The organism is Asticcacaulis sp. AC402 (assembly GCF_000495835.1).
Taxonomy (GTDB): Bacteria; Pseudomonadota; Alphaproteobacteria; order Caulobacterales; family Caulobacteraceae; genus Asticcacaulis.
Genome location: NZ_AWGC01000020.1, coordinates 1 through 18,319 on the forward strand (window position 1 = coordinate 1; position 18,319 = coordinate 18,319).

Here is an 18,319-nt window from a genome sequence, read left to right on the forward strand (position 1 = left end):
AAAAAATCCGGATATGTTTCAACTTAAAGTCATAACGCTCTAACATGAAGCTAACCCTGAGAAAACTGGCCTCCGTCTTTCGGGGGTTCTCCGTGCAGGCTGCTACGGTCGGCGAAACTCTGGCCGCGGTGGCGCGTTACGAGTTTGGCGGCGGCGATGCCCAGCCTCTCGTCCTGCGCGGGGCAACCGACATGATTGCCATCAGTTTCAACGGCGTGACGCCTTTGTCGCCGCTGGTTTACATTAACGTCGAGTGGATTGAGGCGTAGTCACTCGGCGGCATGGGCCATCTGTCGCGGCACAAGGTCCAGGTGCGTCATTTTGCCGGTGTGCAGCAGACCGTAGAACGCCAAAGTCGGGGCATCCGTCGGCTGGTTGGCCACGTTGGCGGCAGGCCTGAACGGCTTCACGCCAATGCCTTGGGGTTCGACCGACAGGGTGTAGGCGCGGTCTTCTTCCTCGGCCATCAGGTTCTTGGGGTGCAGGAACTCGGTTGAGATCATGCCCATGAGCCAGGGGTAGGTTCCCGACCTGACACCGGGCTTGCGCATGTAGGCGGCGAAAGCTTCGCCATTGACGCTGAAGTGGCCAACGCCACTGGACATCTGGTCGACATAGAACAGGGCCAGGAGCTTGCCGCGTTCCAGCGTAAAGCGCAGGTCCTGGTTCGCCAGTTCAATCGTGTCGATGGTGAAGCGGCTGTTTGAAAACGGTGTCAGTTCTGTCTCGAAAACCTCGGTCCCGATGGCCTGCGCGGCTGAGAGGTTCATCGGATCCAGCGGGTCGGGCAGGGGCCGCGGCGCCGGGTAGTCACCGGTTAACTGTCGGGCAAGCTTTTTGGCAATGTCAAACACTACGGGCGGCTTGTAGTGGTTGGCGTCCTTGTAGAATTCCTTGGTCGCCGCGCGTTCCTGCCCCACCCTGCGCAGGAAGTCGGATGCAATGTCAATGATTTCAAGATTGTAGTAGTTCGTCAGATAGTGGATGCCGGCGTTGATCATGTTGAACCGGCGGGCCTCCGGCTTTGTCATCGACTCCAGCACAATCGAGATGATGCGGATGTTCGGATTGACCTCGCGGGCGTAGCGGATGACGCCTTCGTAAGCTCGAGCCCAATGGTTCGCCATGCCCTTGATGCGGGTGTCGTCGGAAAATGTCGGTGTGTCGTTCAAGGCGTATTCGATGATCAGGACATCTGCATCGGCCAACTTGTCGGAACGCTTCAGGCCATAGAGGCCGTTGAAGGTGGTGGTTCCGCCGACCGCGAGGTTTTCAATGATATCCAGTTCGAAGCGCAAGGCCTTCAAAGCCTTGAACGTTTGGAACAGATAGTTGTCTTTGATGATCGTGTTCGATCCGCCAATGACGATAGCCTTAATGGTGGGCTTTTGCATAGCAGCATATTAACCAGCAACTTCACGCTGAATCAATCATTTTTAGTGAAATCGCGTTTCGCAACCTCTTGAATATGCCCGCAACCGGGTTTGAATCTATCCATGACCATCCACTGTGGAGCATTGCACCATGAAAATCGCCTTGAGAATGCTGATTTCCGTTTTTCGACGTCTGTCTGTTCAAGCGGGCGTCGTTGGCCGCACGCTGACCACCACGGCGGCGGGTCTGGCTGCGGCCGGGGTTCCTGGCGCGGCCCAGGTCGCGGTGCCCGGTGCAATCCTGACGGCAGTCGGGACTGTCATTGGCGCGGCGATTCCGCAGCGCACCGTGGCAACCTATAACCCGATGACCGAGGACGTGATGCAGACATGAAGACCTCTGCCAACGGCCTCGATCTGATCGCGACGTTCGAAGGTTTTCGGGTTAACCCCTACATGCCGACGCCGCGTGACGTGCCGACGGTGGGCTATGGGACGACGGTCTATCCCAACGGCAAGGCGGTTAAGCTGTCGGATGGCCCCGTCACAAAAGCCCGGGCCATGGAGTACCTGGCTTCGGACGTGGCGCGGGTCGAAGATACGATTCACGAGCTGGTCGACGTCCCGCTTACCCAGGGCCAGTTCGATGCCCTGGTCAGTTTTGTGTACAATGTCGGCGAGCATGCGTTTGAGGAGTCGACCCTGCTGCGGCGTATCCTGGCCGGCAACTATGCGGCGGCCGCTGAGCAATTCGCGCGCTGGAATAAGCAAAAGGGCGTTGTCCTTAAAGGCCTGGTCCGGCGCCGCGAGGCCGAACGCACGCTCTTTTTGTCCTGAACACTCTGGGGATGCCCGTGACAGATCAAGATCTTATACGCCGCGTTGTCGCTGAGGCTGCTTAAAGGCCGTTAACGAAATCTTTCTGTGGCTGGGGCTGGATACCCACGACCCGCTTGCCGCGCAGAAAGACATGTCTTTGCTTCCGAACCTGCATGGCTGCGCTGGCCATGGCCGTAGTGCTCGGCATCGGCAAAGCGGTCCTCAATATCTGGCATTTTGTCGAGATGATGGCTGTTAAGGCCAGGTCAATGCCCGCCGCCAGTTGATTCTGGTTCGCTTTTCACGCATGGCTGTGGCCGCGTGTAACGAGATGGAATGGCTGGTTAGGGTGAGCAGCAAAGAGGAGAGGATCGGCCAGGTTCCTGGCACCGAGGCGCCGGGATTGACCGTTCCGCAGCATCAGCGTAACGCCCATACCGCGCGGGGTCGAAACCTCGCCTATATGGTTCAGGCGGGGAAGCGACTAGGGGTGGAAAGCGAGCTGCGCATTCTGTCGTTTGGATGCTCCAGTGGTGAGGAGTGCCTTGATTTCGCAGACGTTTTTCCTCGTGCGCGGATCGTCGGCGTCGACCTGAATGCAAAGGCCCTGCAAAAGGCCCAGGCTTTGGACCACCCCAGGGTTCACGTTATGAACTCGACCGAGGACAATATCGCCGCATCAGGACCCTATGACATCATCTTTGCCATGAACGTCCTTTGCCTTCACCCCCTTCCGCCCGGTACAGAGACCCTGGCCAGTGCTTATCCGTTTGCTCTGTTCGAAAGCGCCATACAGTTGCTTGACGCTCAACTGAAGCCGGGCGGCGTTCTGGGCATCTACAACAGCCACTATTTCCTTGACGACGCTGAGGTCTTTGCGCACTACGCCCCCATCGCGGACGACCACCTGAACAATGGCTGGCTGCCGAAGTATCGACCGGACGGCGAGTTGGCGACCCGGATCGTGTTTCAATTCGACGGCCAGTTGCGGTCGCGAGACGAATGGCTGGCGCTGATTGCCACCGATTATGCCCGACGCAAGGATGAAGCCTGGCATGAATGGATCGATCCAGATGTTTACAGTGGACGGTTCACCGATGTTACCCTGTGGGAGAAGTCTTGATGAACCTGCGTACACTGATCGGCGCAGCGTGGCGCGCGGGCGACAAGATCGATCTCAGCCACTGCCACTATGGTCCGGTACCCGTCAACAGCGGCTACTATGGAACCATGCCGTATTACCGGCTGTTGGCCGGCCTGGTGCGCGTGATATCGCCTGGAGTTGTTGTCGAAATTGGCACCTATTATGGCGGTTCGACCCTGGCCATGGCGGTCGGCGCGGAACTGGTTGATGAACCCGTTGCCATTGTCACCATGGACCCGGTACGTCACGACAATGAAAAGCTGGACGCGACCGATGTCGTGCGTATCACGGGCAATTTTCCGGATCCCGCGGCCGTGGACGCTCTCGCCCAGGTTCTGGGGGATCGCCGGATCGACATTGCGTATGTCGATGCCTTGAAAGATCGCGTTTTCATTGAGCAGACTCTGGCCAGCTTAGCGAGATGGCGGCCGCGCGTCATCGTGTTCGATGATATTGCCGCCAATGACAATATTGGCAAGGCATGGAGCAACATAGTCAGCACAAGCGGATGGGAATGCATCCGTCTCAACGATGTGCTGGAGGGCGTGCGCAACGTCACTTATGATTTCGGGTTCTGTATTGCAGACCCAACAGTCTATGAGGACTGCGCCTCGGCCATAAAGGACTGGACCGGTGATGATGCCTTCTCGGGCCTCCAGATGGGGCCGCCCTACAGTTTTGGCATACGCGACGTCTTTGAAACTGTACCCAGCATGATGAACAACCAGGAACTGGGCCTGCTCTATCAGTTGGCGCGGCGCCACGTGACAGGCATTGGCCAGGTGGTCGATGCGGGCGCCCTGTTGGGTTCCAGTTCGCTGGCTCTGGGGCTGGGTTTGAAAAATGCCCGAGTCGTCGAAACTGTCCGTGTCCATGCTTATGACCGGTTTATCAATTCCGACACCAATTACGACAGGTTGCTCAATCCACCGGTCGAACGCACCGGCAGCTTCCTGCCGCATTATCTTGGAAACATCGCGCCGGTTATCGACCGGGTCAATGTCAATGCCGGTGACTTTGCCGCTCAAAGGTGGTGCGGAAAGCCGATCGAACTGTTCTTCGCTGACATCGGCAAATCGCCGGCGCTCAATGCCCACCTCTATTCCGAATTCGCACCGCACTGGATACCCGGCAACACCCTCTATGTTCAGCAGGACTTCGTGCATCTGGAGGCGCCGTGGATTCAGTATGTCCTTGGCTATCTTCAGGACCATTTTGCCGTACTGAAGATCGAAGCACCGTCGCTGGTTCTGGGGGTCAAGAGCCTGATTCCCGACGACAAGGTGCGTCGCATCGTGGCGGACGATTTTACCTGGGATGAGAAGGTGACGTTTGTCCAATCCCTGGCGCGCCGCTTTACCGATCCGGAAACCGTGGCTGCGCTGCGGCTGATTGCTGCGCGACTGATGGGCGAGGGCGGCGACCTTACAGGTGCCGAGGCATTGCTGGAGGATATCCGTTCCGGTGCCGGGAAAACTGCCGACAAGAACACCCTGCGCCGTATCAAACGCACTCAGGTGTTGTTGACCGAGATGTGCCCGTGAAGGGCGGCGGAAATTGGGCATGACTTCACTGGTACCGCGTCACCAGATAAACACGCATACAAGCAGGGGGCAAAACACCGTCTATATGGCGGACGCTGCCGCTGTTCTGGGCCGGGATCGTCCGTTGCGAATCCTGTCGTTCGGCTGCTCGTCGGGCGAGGAGTGCCTGGATTTGGCTGACATCTTTCCCAATGCCGTCATCAAGGGCGTTGACCTGGACGACAAGGCGCTGGAGAGGGCGGCAGCCATATCCCATGACCGCATTTCCATTGAAAAGTCGACCTATGAAGCGATCTCGTCTGGCGGTCCTTATGACCTGATACTGGCGATGAGCGTGCTCTGCCGGTACCCGCTTCCGAAGGGAGTCGTGAACATCAAGGATGTCTACAAGTTCGGTGTGTTCATCGACACGATCAACCTGCTGCACGACTCATTGAAGCCGGGCGGGCTGATGTGCATCTACAATTCGATGTATTTCTTTGACGATTGTCCGGTGTCGCTGGACTACGTACCGTTGGTGTCTCGCAATGTGAACCTGGGATGGATGCCGAAGTACTATTCGGACGGTGATGCCGCCACCACAGTGGAGCATTACTGGGAAGGCCAGGTTTACGCTTTCCAAGACTGGGTTCGTACAGCGTCGGCTGACTTTGTCAGCAAGACGGAGGCCATAGGTCATGTCTGGATCAATCCAAGGTCCAGAGGGTCGCGGCGTGTCGATACGCCGTTCTGGCTTAAGCGCCGGTGACAGGTTCTATATCAACCCTCGATGACCTTGACACATCGACGTAAGGAGGCCCCCTCCGTCTCGACGCGTTTCGGCCGCCAGGGCCTCACTTGCTCGCCATGGCACGGGCCACCCCGCTCCCCATCGAAGGGATGGGGAGGAGAAGGAAGTCCTATCGATGAGTCAGAGCCGTCACTGGTTGGTATTGGTAAACCTTCGCCTTCCAAAATCCGTTAACCGGGACGCCCAAGCGGTGCTCACCACGTTTCAGGATGCACGCCAAAAGAAGTTTTGCAAACGCCGCCGTTGGGCGGCGTTTTTCACCGGGGAATTGCATGAAACTCGAAGTCCAGCATGTGCTGATCTTTGCCCTGATCGGCTTTGTCGCCTTTATCCTCGTGGTCCTGGCCTTTGTGCCAATTCCCGCCGGAAATCGCGATATGTTCATCCAGGCCGGCGCCGCCATCATCGGCATCCTCACCCTGGTGGCCGGATATTACTGGGGCAAGAGTCGCACGAGTGAACCCCCCAATCCCTTGCAACGCGACAGGTCGCAAAAAGAGCAGAGCCATGACTGAACACATCGCTGCCGAACGCGCCATGGAGGCTGCTATGAAAGCCCAGGCCGATATCTCAACCCATGAGCAGGTTTGCGCCGAACGCTATGCCCGGATCGACGACGGACTGATCACCGTGAAGTCGGAGGTGTCGAAGATAAGCGACCGGGTCAACCTGATGTTGCTCGCGACTATGGGCGGGCTGTTTGCGGTCGTGATGGCCCTGGTTTTCAAGTAGGGCGCGGCATGGTCGCAGATACGAGGGTATCACCAGCCCACTGGGACTTTGACATGCTTGTTGAAACAGGCCCATCCGTCCCGATCCTCGCCGACAGGCAGCGCTAACCCAGGGCTCAGCCTAAAACTCCAGGCCCTCGGCATAGACAATCCGGGGCGCCAGGGCGGGGGGTTCCTCGTGGTTCACGACCTTGTTCGGATAGAGTTCGGTCTCGGTGACCAGGATGCGGCGATAGCCCCCGGCCGGTGCGGCCGGGGCATCGATGAAGGTCTGCCAGATCAGGTTCTGCGGTATGCGCACACCCGCAATGCCACCCGGTGTTACCGCCGCGACATTTTGCGTAGCCAGGATGGCCTCGCGCTTGCCGCTGTTGCTGGTACCTGACAGGCTGGCGGTGCTGAGGCGGGCGGCTGCCAATTCGGCGGCGTCGCTGAGTTCCAGGCTTTCGCGGTTCGCGCTGAGCTTCGAGAAGGCGGCCGAACGGGACAGCCGGTCAGGCTGACCGATGTCGCGCCAGCCCAGGACCGGGTCGCTGTCGCCGTCACGGACCTGAATGCGCAGTTCGACATCGCCGATCCGCGCCATCTCGTCGCCCTTCACATCCTTGGGCTGGTCGCCGAACAGGAAGACGGCGTAGCCGCCGGCCTTGCCGACCGGCAGCATGACCAGGATGCGATCCGCCGACAGTTGCATGAAGTCGCACGTCACCGACGACGATACGTGGCAGTCGGGCTCCGAGGTCGGCTGATAGCGTGCCACCGACAGGCGTACAAAGGGGAAGTAGCTGCCCCTGGGGATGCGGATGGCGATGTCGGCGTACCACAGCTGGCGATCGCTGTCGAAACCGCAGGCATGGGGCATGAGGGTGTGCAGACCGTCCTGGCCGGGCACCTTGACATTGGTGCGGCTGGTCGGGGCGAAGGCGTCCGGGCTCAGGTCCTCGCCCTCGATCTTGGCAAAGCCGGTCCCGGGCGCCGGTACGGGGCCGCTGGTGCGGGCCAGCACGAAGCTGGACGACGGTGGGCTGGCGGCGTTGATGTCAGCGCTGATGCGGATCGGGTCGCGGCCCCATTGGGTGACCTGGGGCGTGTTGCCGGCATTGACACCCTCATTGGTCGCCGGCAGGATAACGGCCAGCATTTCGTTATAGCCCGTCGTCATCCACGGGCGGTCAAGATAGACGCGCAAACCTGCCGTGCGGCGTGTCGCCTTGACCAGCTTGTCCTCCAGCCAGCCAAACGTCGGGATCACATAGACGACCTGTGGTGGTGGTGGCGGGGCGGTGTTGTTGATCCACTGGACCTTGGCCGGCGAGGTTTCCGACATGGCCTTTTCATTGTCGCGCAGGGATTTCTCGAAGAATTCCTTGAAGCGCGACACGGCCGTCAGGGTGTAGCTGAGGCGGCGATAGCGCGTATCTGGCAGGGTATGGACCAGGCCCTCGCGGCTGTAGTCGCCGAAGAAGCCGTCGGCACGCGAGGTCGGCATCTGCAGCACATGCTGCTTGTGCAGGCGCTCGACCGGTTTCGACTTGGCGTCGATCTCCCCGGCATTGTCGTCCGGCTCGCTCCAGCTGGCGTCCAGGTCGAGGCGCACGGTCGACGGACCCGACAGCGGCGTGGCCAGGATGTCGATAGCGGCGTCGCGCTGGCCCCTGTCACGATGGATCTCGAGGGCGGTGAAAGCCGGCACCTTGAGCGGCTTCTGGGTGGCATGGACCAGTTCGATCTCGCGCCAGGGCGTGAACATCCAATGCTTGCCCTCGAGGATCAGCTTTTTGACCCGGTCGATGGATTTTCCGCTGGCTTCCTTGAGGATGAGCGGCCACACGGCCATCTTGTCGAGATTGTCGGGCGCCAGGACGCAGGAGAGCCGAACGCGCTGGCGACAGGCTTTGGGCATGGGGACTTGCAGCGTACGGGTGACGGCATTGTAGGTGAAGGCGGAAAAATCCTCGCGGCCTTCGATGGTGATCGGGTGCGACTTGTCCGGCCAGCCCTGGGGGAAGCCATTGTTGATGCCGTCATAGAGCGGAATAAAGACGTCCTGCCAGGTCTTGTTGCCCAGGCTGCGCAGGCGGGCGCGGATACCGATGGCATAGGGATCGGGCAGGTAGGGCAGGGCGAAGTTGGGCGGGCTGACGGCGTATTTGGTGGTTTGGCCGGCAAAGGGGGTGACGGTCTCCGGATCGGCGTTCAGCCAGTCGGCCGACGGCATGGCGGTTTCCGGGAAGCTGTGGTCCTGTTTACCCAACTGGTCGTAAAGACCGGGGTCGGGGCGCCAGTCCTTGTCGCAAACGCCGTGGGTTTCGGCGAACCTTTGCGTGACGCGGGGCGGCGCCAGGTTGCGCACCACCGACTTGGTGTTCCGGTCGGGCTTATCCCAATAGGTGCGCAGGGCCAGGCGGCCCATGCTCTCGCCCTGGATCGGCTTGGACTCGATATCGGTAAAGGGGACCGCGTCCGGGCCCAGGGTGATGCCTGGGGCCACCAGGGTCACCACCGGTGCCTCGATCGGCTCGAAACGGCGGTAGGTCACTTCCGGCGAGATGGCCACAGCCGGAGCCGCGGCCGATACCGGCTTCGACTGACCGGTGAGGTCAACGACGCGCAGGCGGGCGCGATAGGTGCGGCCAAAGCGCAGGGCGGGCAGGGAGGCCGGTGCCGGCGTAAAACGGGCGTCAAGCGGCAGGCCGGCCGGCACCTCGGCGCCTTCCATGGCCCCCATTTTTTCGTGCTGCTGCGCTTCGCTCAGGCCTGACAGGTCGCCTGGATCATTCACCAGCATCTTGAAGGGCTCGGGCGCGCTCAGCGACCAGCCACGCCAGATGAACAGGCCCTCGTGCAGCTTATAGACGTCGGGAACGCTGCTGTCGGGGCTGGAGATCAGGGAGGTGCCGGAAAACCCTTCGTGGGTGTCGTCCGACGTACCGACGACCTTGGTGGTGTCGCGCTGCCAGTGGAGTTGTGCCAGGGCCTGGTCCTTGAAGGCTGCGCCATTGCGAAAGACATAGTGCGACCGGCGGGCATGGAGCGAGCGCCAGGTCTGGCCCGGGCGGGTGACGTCGAGGATATCAACGCGGAAGCCGCGGGCCAGATCCGATGCGTCGAGGTCCGCCGGGGGCTGATTGCTGCGGACGGCGGCGTCCAGCGCGAAGGACTTGGTGGCCTTTTCGCTGATGTCGGCGTGCCGGCGCGACTTGGCCAGCATCAGACCCGCCGTCCGCAGCGAGGGCGCAGCGGCCTCGGGCTGCGGCGGCTGTTCGGCAAAGACGTCGTCATTGACCTGCGATGCGCGCATCGACGGCAGGGTGGCGCCCAGCGAAATCGCCTTGTGACCGGCGCCATCAACGTCGAGCTGGATCAGGTCCAGTCCGGCATTGGCCAGGGTGGCAAAGCCCGCCGTCATCTTTGCGGGATTGGCCTCGGCCAGGAAATCCTGCCCGGCCAGGACGCAACGCGTGACCGGGAAGACGTCGCGCGGATCCGCCTGGCCGTCATTGGCGCGCGAGACGAAGGCCGACAGCCGCACGACGCCGGCGGTCGGGATCTGGCCGGCCGGAATTTCGAAATCGACGATCAGCCCGCACCAGCGCGCCAGGTCGGGATAGTTGGTGACGGCGGCGGCGATGCGATGCAGGTCGGTATCGGCGGTCAGCCGGGTGGCGTTGGGTAGTTTCGGTGGCTTCTTGTGGCCGATCCAGCTGGCGTTCTCGAGTGGATCGTCCGGACCCTTCTTGGTGTAGCTGTGGACCTCTTCCTTCAGCAAAGGACGGTGATACAGCGAAAACACGTCCAGCAGACCTTCGGGTGTCTTGGACAGCTCTTCCGGGCCACGGACGCGGTAACGGCCCAGGGCCTGTTCGGTGGTCGGCCGCGGCTTACGGCCCAGGGCCGGGTCGGTATTGGGCCAGCGCGCGGCGATGAGGTCACCGGCCCCGGGCAGATCATCGCCGGCGGCGAAGCCCAGCTTGCCGTACAGGCGCTCGATGTGCTGCGCCAACCTGGCCGTCGGGTAACTGAGGATGGTCTTGCCTTTCAAATTCTTGAATTCGTAAGGCCGGACCGGCGTCGTTTCGGGGAACAGGGCGTTGAAAACGTCCGGGCGCGGTTGGGAGGTCACCTTGACCCCGGCGGTGAGGATCGGCCCGGTTTGACCGTTGCCGGTCTTGAGCTGGATACCAAAGCCGGCTTTCGCGACGATCTTGGCCCAGATGGCCCAGGAACTGGCGAGGTCGGACAGGCGCGGCTGCTGCCCCGCCGCGACCTCGATGCGCGGCGCCACGTGCAGGCTGACCTTCAGGTCGCCGGTTGGGGTGCGGCCCTGGGGGCAGAGGGTCCACAGGACCTGTTCTCTTATGATCATCGCCATGTCTTCGTTCCCCGACCTTATGCGAATGCCGAACAGTAGTCCGACCACATCTGCTTCTTCGGCACGAAGTCGAGGAAGAGCGGGTCGGCGCTGGAACCGGCGAACTGGCGTTCGACCGAAATGTCCTGGGATATGCTGAAAAACAGGATATCGATCTCGACGGTCAGGGTTGCCGTGCCGTAGAGCCGCGTATTGCCCGGGGTTTTTTCGTAGGTCAGGCCCAGATGGAAGGTCAGTGAGACGGTGATCAGCCCCAGGACCGAAAGGTGACCGCCCAACTCGATAAAGCCCTCAAAGGAGATCATCTGCTTGTCGACGGGCTCGCCGATCCAGTGGAAGTAGAAGCCTGCCTTGACATAGACGCCGCCCGAGGCGACGCCCAGATTGATCGCCACCTGGGCGCCAAACTCCAGGGAGGCTTCGAGTTCGCGCACGCCGCCCGAGCCAATGCAGATGGCGAAGAAACCGCCGCCCCCCAGCATCGAGACGGTGAGGTTGAACGGATTGTGCCGCTCGGCAAAGTTGAAGCGCGCCGTCGGTCCGTCGCCGTTGAATGGCAGATCGAAACCGGCGCCGAGATTGACATTCTGCAAGGTCAGGGCGCCAACAGCGATATCGGGCAGGCCCAGCGAATAGCTGGCCGAAATGCCACCCGGCCCAACATCCAGTCCGGGTGGATCGGAGAAGCCATCCATCGGGATCAGGCTGCGGAAACCGTTGAGGAATTCGAGCGGGCCGCCGAACATGACGCCGGTGCCGGGCTCAAAGATCGGATCGACCTCGGGCTTGCTGCCGGGCTTGACCGTCAGGCTCAACGACTTGAAGTTCAGGATGATAAAGCCGAAGAGGTTGATCTTGAACGCCTTCAGCGCGGCCTCGACGGTGGCCTGGGGCGCCTGGCCGGCCTTGGCAACGACCAGGGTCGAGCGGACGAGCAGCTGCGGCCCGCCACCCGTGTAGGCCTTGGCGACGAAGACGCCGCCGGCATCGGGCGTTTTGACCTTGGCCTGGGACAGCTCGTAGGTGGTGATGATGCTGGTGCCGCTGGTCACCGTCTTCATCTGCGGTACGCCGGTAGCGGCACCGCTCAGGCTCAAGGCATCCAGCAATATATCCTTGACATCGACCACGCCCAGCAGTTTCAGCCCGTCCAGGGCCCCCAGGGGCAGGGTGTCGCCCTGGGTGTAACTGGCGACATCGGTAAGCACGCCCAGCTTGCGCGACAGGCCGTCGGGCTTCAGGCCGGGTGACAGCAGCCCGCCGAACTTGTCGGTCGGTTCGTCCTTGACGGACGGCACGCTCAATTTCGGGAAGTCGAAGACGACATCGGCGGGATTGGCACCACCAAGGCCATTTTCGAGGAAGCTCTGGTGGTAGGAGATGGTCGGATTGGCGGCGTGGCCCAGCAGGTTTTTGAGCGCCGGGACTTCGATATTGGCGCTTTTGATGCCGGGATAGAAGAAGGCGCCGTCGGGTTTGGTCTCGGCGGGCTTTACATCGGCTGTCGAGGCCCGGAAGACCAGTTTCGACGTATGATAGTCGCTTTCGCCGGGCGCCAGGGGCGTTCCGTCGGCATCGATGGCCGGCGTCAGGCGGATCAATTGCCGGCCCAGGGCCAGTTCGCGGCGCGTACCGATCGAGGGGGCATCGTCGTTGTAATAGGCGACGACCGTGTTGACATCCACGGGTTTGGCGTTGCGCGTGCCGGACATGAAGATCAGCGGCATGTCGGCGACGGTCTGGCGGCCGGCGGCATCGCTGAAGATCATGTGGAACAGGATATCGCCGCCATTGTCCATGCGCTCTGGCCAGAAGGTCTGGAACGCCTTGTCCGGGGCGTAATAGCCTGCCCCGAGTTCGACGATCGCCACCGGCGCCTTCATGTCCACGGTCTGCTTGGTGGTGATCTCGACGCGCGTAAAGGGGAAGTCGCGGCCCATGTGCCTCTGGCGGTCGCCCGGGAAGGTGCGCAGGCGCTGGCGTACGATGATGTAGTATTTTTGCAGCAGGGCCGCGACGCGGCCGCCGTCCTTCTGGCCGGCGAACTTGCGCTCGGAGACCTTGATCAGGGAGGCGGCGTGGCCGAACGGAAAGAGGTAGCCGTCATAGACGACGCGGACGAACTGGTCGCGGCCGATCGAAGTGACGTGCTTCCAGGCGACCAGGTCGGAGTCGAGCTTGAGGCTGTCACTCCACAGGCCCTCGGCGTCCATTGAGCCGCCCAGCGCCGTAAGGCGCAGGTGGCGGGCGGTGGCCGGGAGCGGCGTGCGCTTGGTGCCGTCCAGCGCCTTGGGCGCCGACATCAAGGCGACAAGATCGCGCCGGTCACTGGAGGTGAGCGGCCATTCGGGGCAGGGCGATGTATCGGCGAGGCAGAAAGCGCCGGCGCCGGACTTGTCATCGGCATGGACGGCGCGCAAGGGCTGCGGCGTGTCGCTCAAAACCCAGTCACCGACCCGGGTACCCATGCGGGTATGCCACAGTTCGGTGAACGGCGAGCCGTGATTGACCTCAGCGCGGGCGTGGCTAAAGCCTGCCGTTGCCAGAGGTGTCATGTGCAGGCGGAAGGGAATTTCGATGTCGGTGGCGTTGGGATTGATGGCGCCGTTGTCGAGCGGTTTGCGGTCTTCGGTCTGGTCGACCAGGGCTATGGTGCCGGTCAGGACGTCCGTGTCGGTTCTCTGCCGCGTGGCGAGTTTACGCGTGGCCAGGGTGGCGACATAGAGCTTCATCGGTTTGCCGCTGCGCGACTTTGTCGGCTGCAGTTGTGCCGCTTCCAGGGGTGTCAGTTGCTTGGGATCCAGGGTCGCCTTGATTTCGAAATCGATCAGGGCGTCGATGACATCGTCAGGCAGGGCAACGCCAGAATCGGCGGACGTGGCGATGGCTTCGGCGACCTTATTGGCGGCGCGCTTCAACAGGGCTTCGACGCCGGGGCCATATTTCTGCAGGGCCAGTTTCTGCTGATCGGCGATGACGCTCAGGCGGTCGCGGATGGGATCGAAGGCGTGAAGCTCGGTCAGGGCGGCCGGCACACTGCCGGCGCGCAGGTCGAGATTGAGTGGCCAGGTGGCGCAGGCGTCAAGGACGGCCTTAGCCGTGAAGTCGATCGCATTGACGCCCGTCGGCATGATGTAGGCCAGGCGTGACGGACCGGCAATATAGGCGCGCGCGGTGTCGGCCTTGCTGACCGCGATGGTGGTTTCCGGGGCGGGGGTGGGGTCGACATTTTCGAACGTGTCGACCGCGGGCATGTTCTGGCCCAGGGTATCGGGCCAGGTGCTTTCCATGATCGCCTGGGGCTGGTGCTCGACCACCATGATGGCCGGGGTGCCGTTGCGGTGGATCTTGCGGTTCTTGCCCGAGCCCTTGATGTGGGCATTGACCAGGCGAATGTTCAGGACCACCAGGTCGCGCGGACGGATCAGGGTGAATTCGGTGATGTTGTCCGCGAGCTTAAAGGCTTCGGGCGAGATCACCTGCAGCCGCGACGTGTCCGGGACCTTGATGTTTTTTGCATTGACCGCTGTTCGCACGTCCTGGGCCAGGGCCGGGGCAGAGCCGGCGGCCAGGAGGAAGCTGACCAGCAGGCGCCGTGTCAGGCGCACCTCTTCAGCGGCTTTGCTGATGAGCGATCCAGGTTTTGCAGGCTTGCGTGCGGCCTTTGCCGACGCGGTTGAAGGCGTTGCCCCCGCGTCCTTTTTCCTGGACATGTCTGCACCTCGACCCTGAATTTTGACTGGACCATAACAGGGTTTTGAAGGCTGGCAACAGAATTTCCAATCGAGACCCTGTATCCTTTTGCGGCTAAAGGAATTGCCTTTTCGCGGCCGGCATGAGCGGTAACGGGATGAAGACAACGTAACAATGGCAACGAAACTGTTGCGCCTTCGGTAGCGGCGTGTAGAGTGTCGTAACAGCATTGGTGGAGTGTTTCATGCGCAAACTGGCAAGCCTTATCTCTCTGGCCGTGGCAGCAGCCTGGGTGCCGGTGACTCCGGTTTTGGCCGATGCCGAAAAGCCTGCAGCCCTGGTCGCCGACGGTATTCCCGCCGTACCGGACGCCATGGTCGCAATGACGCGGCCCTACATGGAATTTCGCACCGCATCGTTCACGTCGTGGAACCCGAACGACAAGTCGATGCTGATCACCACGCGCTTCGGCAATACGGCGCAACTGCATCAGGTGGCCGGCCCGATGATGGACCGCCGCCAGATCAGTTTCGAGGCTGAACCCGTGAGCGGTTCGTGGTCGCCCAAGGGCGATGTCATGCTCGCCCAGAAGGACACCGGCGGCAACGAATTCTTCCAGCTCTTTACGCTGAAAGACGGCAAGCTGACCTTGCTGACCGATGGCAAGAGCCGCAATAGCGGTAACGCCTGGAGCAAGGACGGGCAGTATTTCGCCTATACGTCGACGCGTCGCAACGGCGCAGACAACGACATCTACATCATCGATCCGCGCGATCCGGCCTCCAATCGACTCGTTGCCCAGGTCAAGGGCGGCGGCTGGCGGGTCAGCGACTTCGCGCCGGACGGCAAGTCGGCTGTCGTGGCCGAGTATCTCTCGGTCGCCAAGTCGAACCTCTATGTGCTCGACATCGCCTCGGGCGTCCTGACGCCCATCGGTGATCCGAAGATGAACATCGCCTACGGCGGCGCAGCCTTCGCACCGGACGGCCAGCTATGGGTGACCTCGGACGAGGGCTCGGACTTCAAGCGGCTGGGCATTCTCGATACAAAAACCGGCAAGTTCACGCAGAAGTCGCCCGATCCGAAGTGGGATGTTCAGAGCTTCGACATCGCCGACGACGGTAGCTTCCTCGTCTATAGCCTCAGCGAAGCCGGCGCCGAACGGGTCAAGGTCATGGACCTCAGGACCGGTGCGGTGCGCGTGGTCGAAGGGCTGCCAGCCGGCAATATCGGCGGCATCGACATCGCGCCGTGGGGTACGATCGGCCTGACCTTCACCTCGGCCCGCAGCGCCGCCGACGCTTACAGCATCGACCCGAAGACCCTGGCGGTTACCCGCTGGACCCAATCTGAAACCGGCGGACTGGATGTCACCCAAAACGTCGAGCCGGAATTTGTCGAGGTCAAGTCCTTCGACGGAGAATCCGTGTCGGGCTTCCTGTACCGGCCCGATCCGGCCAGGTTCCCGGGCAAGCGGCCGTTGATCGTCAATGTCCACGGCGGGCCGGAAGCGCAATACACGCCGGGGTTCCTCGGGCGCACCAACTATCTGCTCAATGCGTTGGGCATCGCCGTCTTCTATCCTAATATCCGCGGTTCGACCGGCTTTGGCAAACGCTTCGTCAGCCTCGATAACGGGCCTTTCCTGCGCGAGGATTCGGTCAAGGACATTGGCGCCTTCCTCGATGTGTTCGACAAGGATGCGCGCCTGGACAAAAACCGTTTTGCCGTCACCGGCGGATCCTATGGCGGCTATGTCTGCTATGCCGCGGCCATTCGCTACGGCACGCGCCTGAAAGGCGCAAACTGTGTCGTCGCCATCTCCAACTTCGTCACCTTCCTGGAAAACACCCAAAGCTACCGCCGCGACCTGCGCCGCGTCGAGTACGGCGATGAGCGCGATCCCAAGCAGCGCGCTAAATTGCTGGAAATCTCGCCCCTGACCTCGATCGACCGGTTCAATATCCCGCTTCTGGTCGTAACCGGCGCCAACGACCCGCGCGTACCGGCGTCGGAAGCCGACCAGATCATCGCCGCCGTCCGCGCCAGGGGCGGTATGGCCTGGCACCTCCTGGGCCAGGACGAGGGGCACGGTTTTGCCAAGAAGGTGAATCAGGACTATCAGTTCTGGGTGGGTCTCATGTTTTGGGAGCAGACCCTGCTGAAGGAGTAGGGCTATGACTATCGCCGATATCGCCGTCCTGATCGTGGCGGCGTTGCACGCCGTCTTCCTGGTGCTGGAGATGTTCCTGTGGAACACACCGTTCGGCCGCAAGACCTTCGGCCTGACGCCGGAGTTTGCGACCCAGTCGGCCAAGCTGGCCGCCAACCAGGGGCTCTATAATGGCTTCCTGGCGGTCGGCCTGGTGCTGGCCGTGGTAACGCATGACTTTCATGCCAAGATCTTCCTGCTGGGCTGTGTCATCGTCGCCGGCCTCTACGGCGGGTTTACGGTCAAGAAGTCGATCCTGGTCATCCAGGCCCTGCCGGCGCTGATCGCCCTGGTGCTGCTTCACTTTCCGTGAGCGCCGCCGATGCCATCATAGACCTGTACGACCGGCGCGCCTGTGACTGGGACGCCGACCGTGGTCGCGACCTGTTTGAGCGGCCGTGGCTGGAGCGATTTGCCGCCTTGTTGCCACCGGGCGGTACCGTGCTCGATATCGGCTGCGGGGCAGGGGATCCGATCGCGCGACATTTCCTGAACGCGGGATATGAGATTACGGGTGTGGATTCGGGCGCCGGTATGATCGCCATTTGCCGTGAGAAGTTTCCCACCGCTGCATGGATCGTAAGCGACATGCGTGAACTCGATCTCGGCAAGGCTTTTGATGGTATCCTGGCGTGGCACAGTCTTTTCCACCTGACGCCGGAAGACCAGGTGCGCATGTTTCCCATATTTCGGAAGCACGCCCGGCCGGGCACCGCGCTGATGTTCACCTCTGGTATTTTGCACGGCGATCATGTCGGCGAATGGCGTGGTGAACCGCTGTATCACGGCAGCCTGGACGAGGACGTGTACCGTCGTCTGCTGGATGAAAACGGCTTTGATCTGGTCCACCATATTGCTGGTGATGCCGACTGCGGCAATGCCAATATATGGCTTTGTCGCGCCAGATGATCGTTTATGCCGACGAAGCCGTGGTGGTCGCCGACAAGCCGGCGGGCCTCCTCAGTGTGCCGGGCCGGGGTCCGGATAAACAGGATTGCCTGGTCTCTCGGGTGCGGGAGATCTACCCGGATGCGCTGACGGTCCACCGCCTCGATATGGCCACATCTGGCCTGATCGTGCTGGGCCGTGGGCCCGATGCCCAGCGCGCCCTGTCAAAGGCCTTCGAAAACCGCCGGACAGAAAAACTCTATGTTGCTGTCGTTCATGGCAGCGCGCCCGATGAAGGCGAAGTCGACTTGCCGCTGATCACCGACTGGCCCAACCGCCCGCGCCAGAAGGTCGACTACGACATCGGCAAGCCGTCGCTTACCCGCTATCGTACCTTAAGCCGCGACGACACGACCTCCCGCGTTGAACTGGAACCGGTGACGGGCCGTTCGCATCAGTTGCGCGTGCATATGCTGGCCATCGGCCATCCGATTGTCGGCGATGAATTCTATTGCCAGGATATCCCCGCGCCACGCCTGCTGCTGCATGCCGAACATCTGGCCGTGCCGCATCCGCTGACCGGCGAGATGACCTACTGCCATAGCCCGGCACCGTTTTAAATTACCTCTCCCCGTTGTCTTCTACGGGGAGAGGACGAAAGCCGAGCGAAGCGTGGGCGATCGGGTGAGGGGCCTTCGGAAGACGTCAAAGCACCAGCCGGTACAACAGACCCTCATCAAAAACAACCCGGCG

Annotated in this window: 15 protein-coding genes; 12 read left to right on the forward strand and 3 right to left on the reverse strand. The window is 61.6% G+C overall.

The window, feature by feature from the left end; genetic code table 11:
* Nucleotides 1–92: 92 nt before the first annotated feature.
* Nucleotides 93–269 carry a hypothetical protein gene (locus ABAC402_RS40265; protein WP_155847400.1) on the forward strand — a complete coding sequence of 59 codons (177 nt, stop codon included), beginning with the start codon at nt 93–95 and terminating at the stop codon, nt 267–269.
* Here ABAC402_RS40265 and ABAC402_RS32640 read toward each other — a convergent pair whose 3' ends face one another.
* Complete coding sequence (locus tag ABAC402_RS32640) at nt 270–1,394, reverse strand: SGNH/GDSL hydrolase family protein (protein ID WP_023450023.1); 1,125 nt, start codon at nt 1,392–1,394, stop codon at nt 270–272. It lies immediately after the preceding gene.
* Between the two features lie 130 nt (nt 1,395–1,524).
* Here ABAC402_RS32640 and ABAC402_RS32645 point away from each other — a divergent pair, with 130 nt between their 5' ends.
* The 7 genes from ABAC402_RS32645 to ABAC402_RS32670 all read left to right on the forward strand — a co-directional run bounded on the left by ABAC402_RS32645 (nt 1,525) and on the right by ABAC402_RS32670 (nt 6,402).
* Nucleotides 1,525–1,767 carry a hypothetical protein gene (locus ABAC402_RS32645; RefSeq protein ID WP_155847401.1) on the forward strand — a complete coding sequence of 81 codons (243 nt, stop codon included), beginning with the start codon at nt 1,525–1,527 and terminating at the stop codon, nt 1,765–1,767.
* Nucleotides 1,764–2,210, forward strand: coding sequence for a lysozyme (locus ABAC402_RS32650; protein ID WP_023450025.1), 447 nt, complete (start codon nt 1,764–1,766; stop codon nt 2,208–2,210). The genes ABAC402_RS32645 and ABAC402_RS32650 overlap by 4 nt, the downstream gene beginning before the upstream one ends.
* Nucleotides 2,211–2,541: 331 nt before the next feature.
* Complete coding sequence (locus ABAC402_RS0120385) at nt 2,542–3,315, forward strand: trans-aconitate 2-methyltransferase (RefSeq protein WP_162148525.1); 774 nt, start codon at nt 2,542–2,544, stop codon at nt 3,313–3,315.
* Nucleotides 3,315–4,880 (forward strand): class I SAM-dependent methyltransferase, encoded by a 1,566-nt coding sequence (locus ABAC402_RS32655; RefSeq protein WP_023450028.1) that lies wholly within the window; start codon nt 3,315–3,317, stop codon nt 4,878–4,880. Before ABAC402_RS0120385 ends, ABAC402_RS32655 begins: the two co-directional genes overlap by 1 nt.
* A 19-nt stretch (nt 4,881–4,899) precedes the next feature.
* Complete coding sequence (locus tag ABAC402_RS32660) at nt 4,900–5,628, forward strand: trans-aconitate 2-methyltransferase (protein ID WP_082179979.1); 729 nt, start codon at nt 4,900–4,902, stop codon at nt 5,626–5,628.
* A 314-nt stretch (nt 5,629–5,942) separates the two neighbouring features.
* A complete protein-coding gene (locus tag ABAC402_RS32665) occupies nt 5,943–6,185 on the forward strand; it encodes a hypothetical protein (RefSeq protein WP_023450030.1) in 243 nt (80 codons plus the stop codon).
* The gene (locus ABAC402_RS32670; RefSeq protein WP_023450031.1) at nt 6,178–6,402 is read left to right on the forward strand and encodes a hypothetical protein; all 225 of its coding nucleotides are present in this window, start codon (nt 6,178–6,180) and stop codon (nt 6,400–6,402) included. Before ABAC402_RS32665 ends, ABAC402_RS32670 begins: the two co-directional genes overlap by 8 nt.
* A gap of 120 nt (nt 6,403–6,522) precedes the next feature.
* On the opposite strand, the gene ABAC402_RS32675 is transcribed toward ABAC402_RS32670, so the two are convergent.
* Both ABAC402_RS32675 and ABAC402_RS32680 read right to left on the reverse strand, forming a co-directional pair.
* Nucleotides 6,523–10,773, reverse strand: a complete 4,251-nt coding sequence (locus tag ABAC402_RS32675; RefSeq protein WP_023450032.1) for a hypothetical protein — start codon at nt 10,771–10,773, stop codon at nt 6,523–6,525.
* 17 nt (nt 10,774–10,790) lie between these two features.
* On the reverse strand, nt 10,791–14,486 hold the full coding sequence (locus tag ABAC402_RS32680; protein ID WP_023450033.1) for a hypothetical protein: 3,696 nt from the start codon (nt 14,484–14,486) through the stop codon (nt 10,791–10,793).
* 224 nt (nt 14,487–14,710) lie between these two features.
* On the opposite strand from ABAC402_RS32680, the gene ABAC402_RS32685 reads away from it, so the two are divergent.
* The 4 genes from ABAC402_RS32685 to ABAC402_RS32700 are packed head-to-tail and all read left to right on the forward strand — an operon-like array spanning nt 14,711 to nt 18,186.
* Entirely contained in the window at nt 14,711–16,639 is a 1,929-nt protein-coding gene (locus ABAC402_RS32685) for a prolyl oligopeptidase family serine peptidase (RefSeq protein ID WP_023450034.1), read from the forward strand.
* 4 nt (nt 16,640–16,643) lie between these two features.
* A complete protein-coding gene (locus tag ABAC402_RS32690; RefSeq protein ID WP_023450035.1) occupies nt 16,644–16,991 on the forward strand; it encodes a DUF1304 domain-containing protein in 348 nt (115 codons plus the stop codon).
* Nucleotides 16,988–17,587 carry a class I SAM-dependent methyltransferase gene (locus ABAC402_RS32695; protein ID WP_023450036.1) on the forward strand — a complete coding sequence of 200 codons (600 nt, stop codon included), beginning with the start codon at nt 16,988–16,990 and terminating at the stop codon, nt 17,585–17,587. Before ABAC402_RS32690 ends, ABAC402_RS32695 begins: the two co-directional genes overlap by 4 nt.
* Nucleotides 17,566–18,186 carry a pseudouridine synthase gene (locus tag ABAC402_RS32700; protein ID WP_023450037.1) on the forward strand — a complete coding sequence of 207 codons (621 nt, stop codon included), beginning with the start codon at nt 17,566–17,568 and terminating at the stop codon, nt 18,184–18,186. The genes ABAC402_RS32695 and ABAC402_RS32700 overlap by 22 nt, the downstream gene beginning before the upstream one ends.
* Nucleotides 18,187–18,319: the final 133 nt, after the last annotated feature.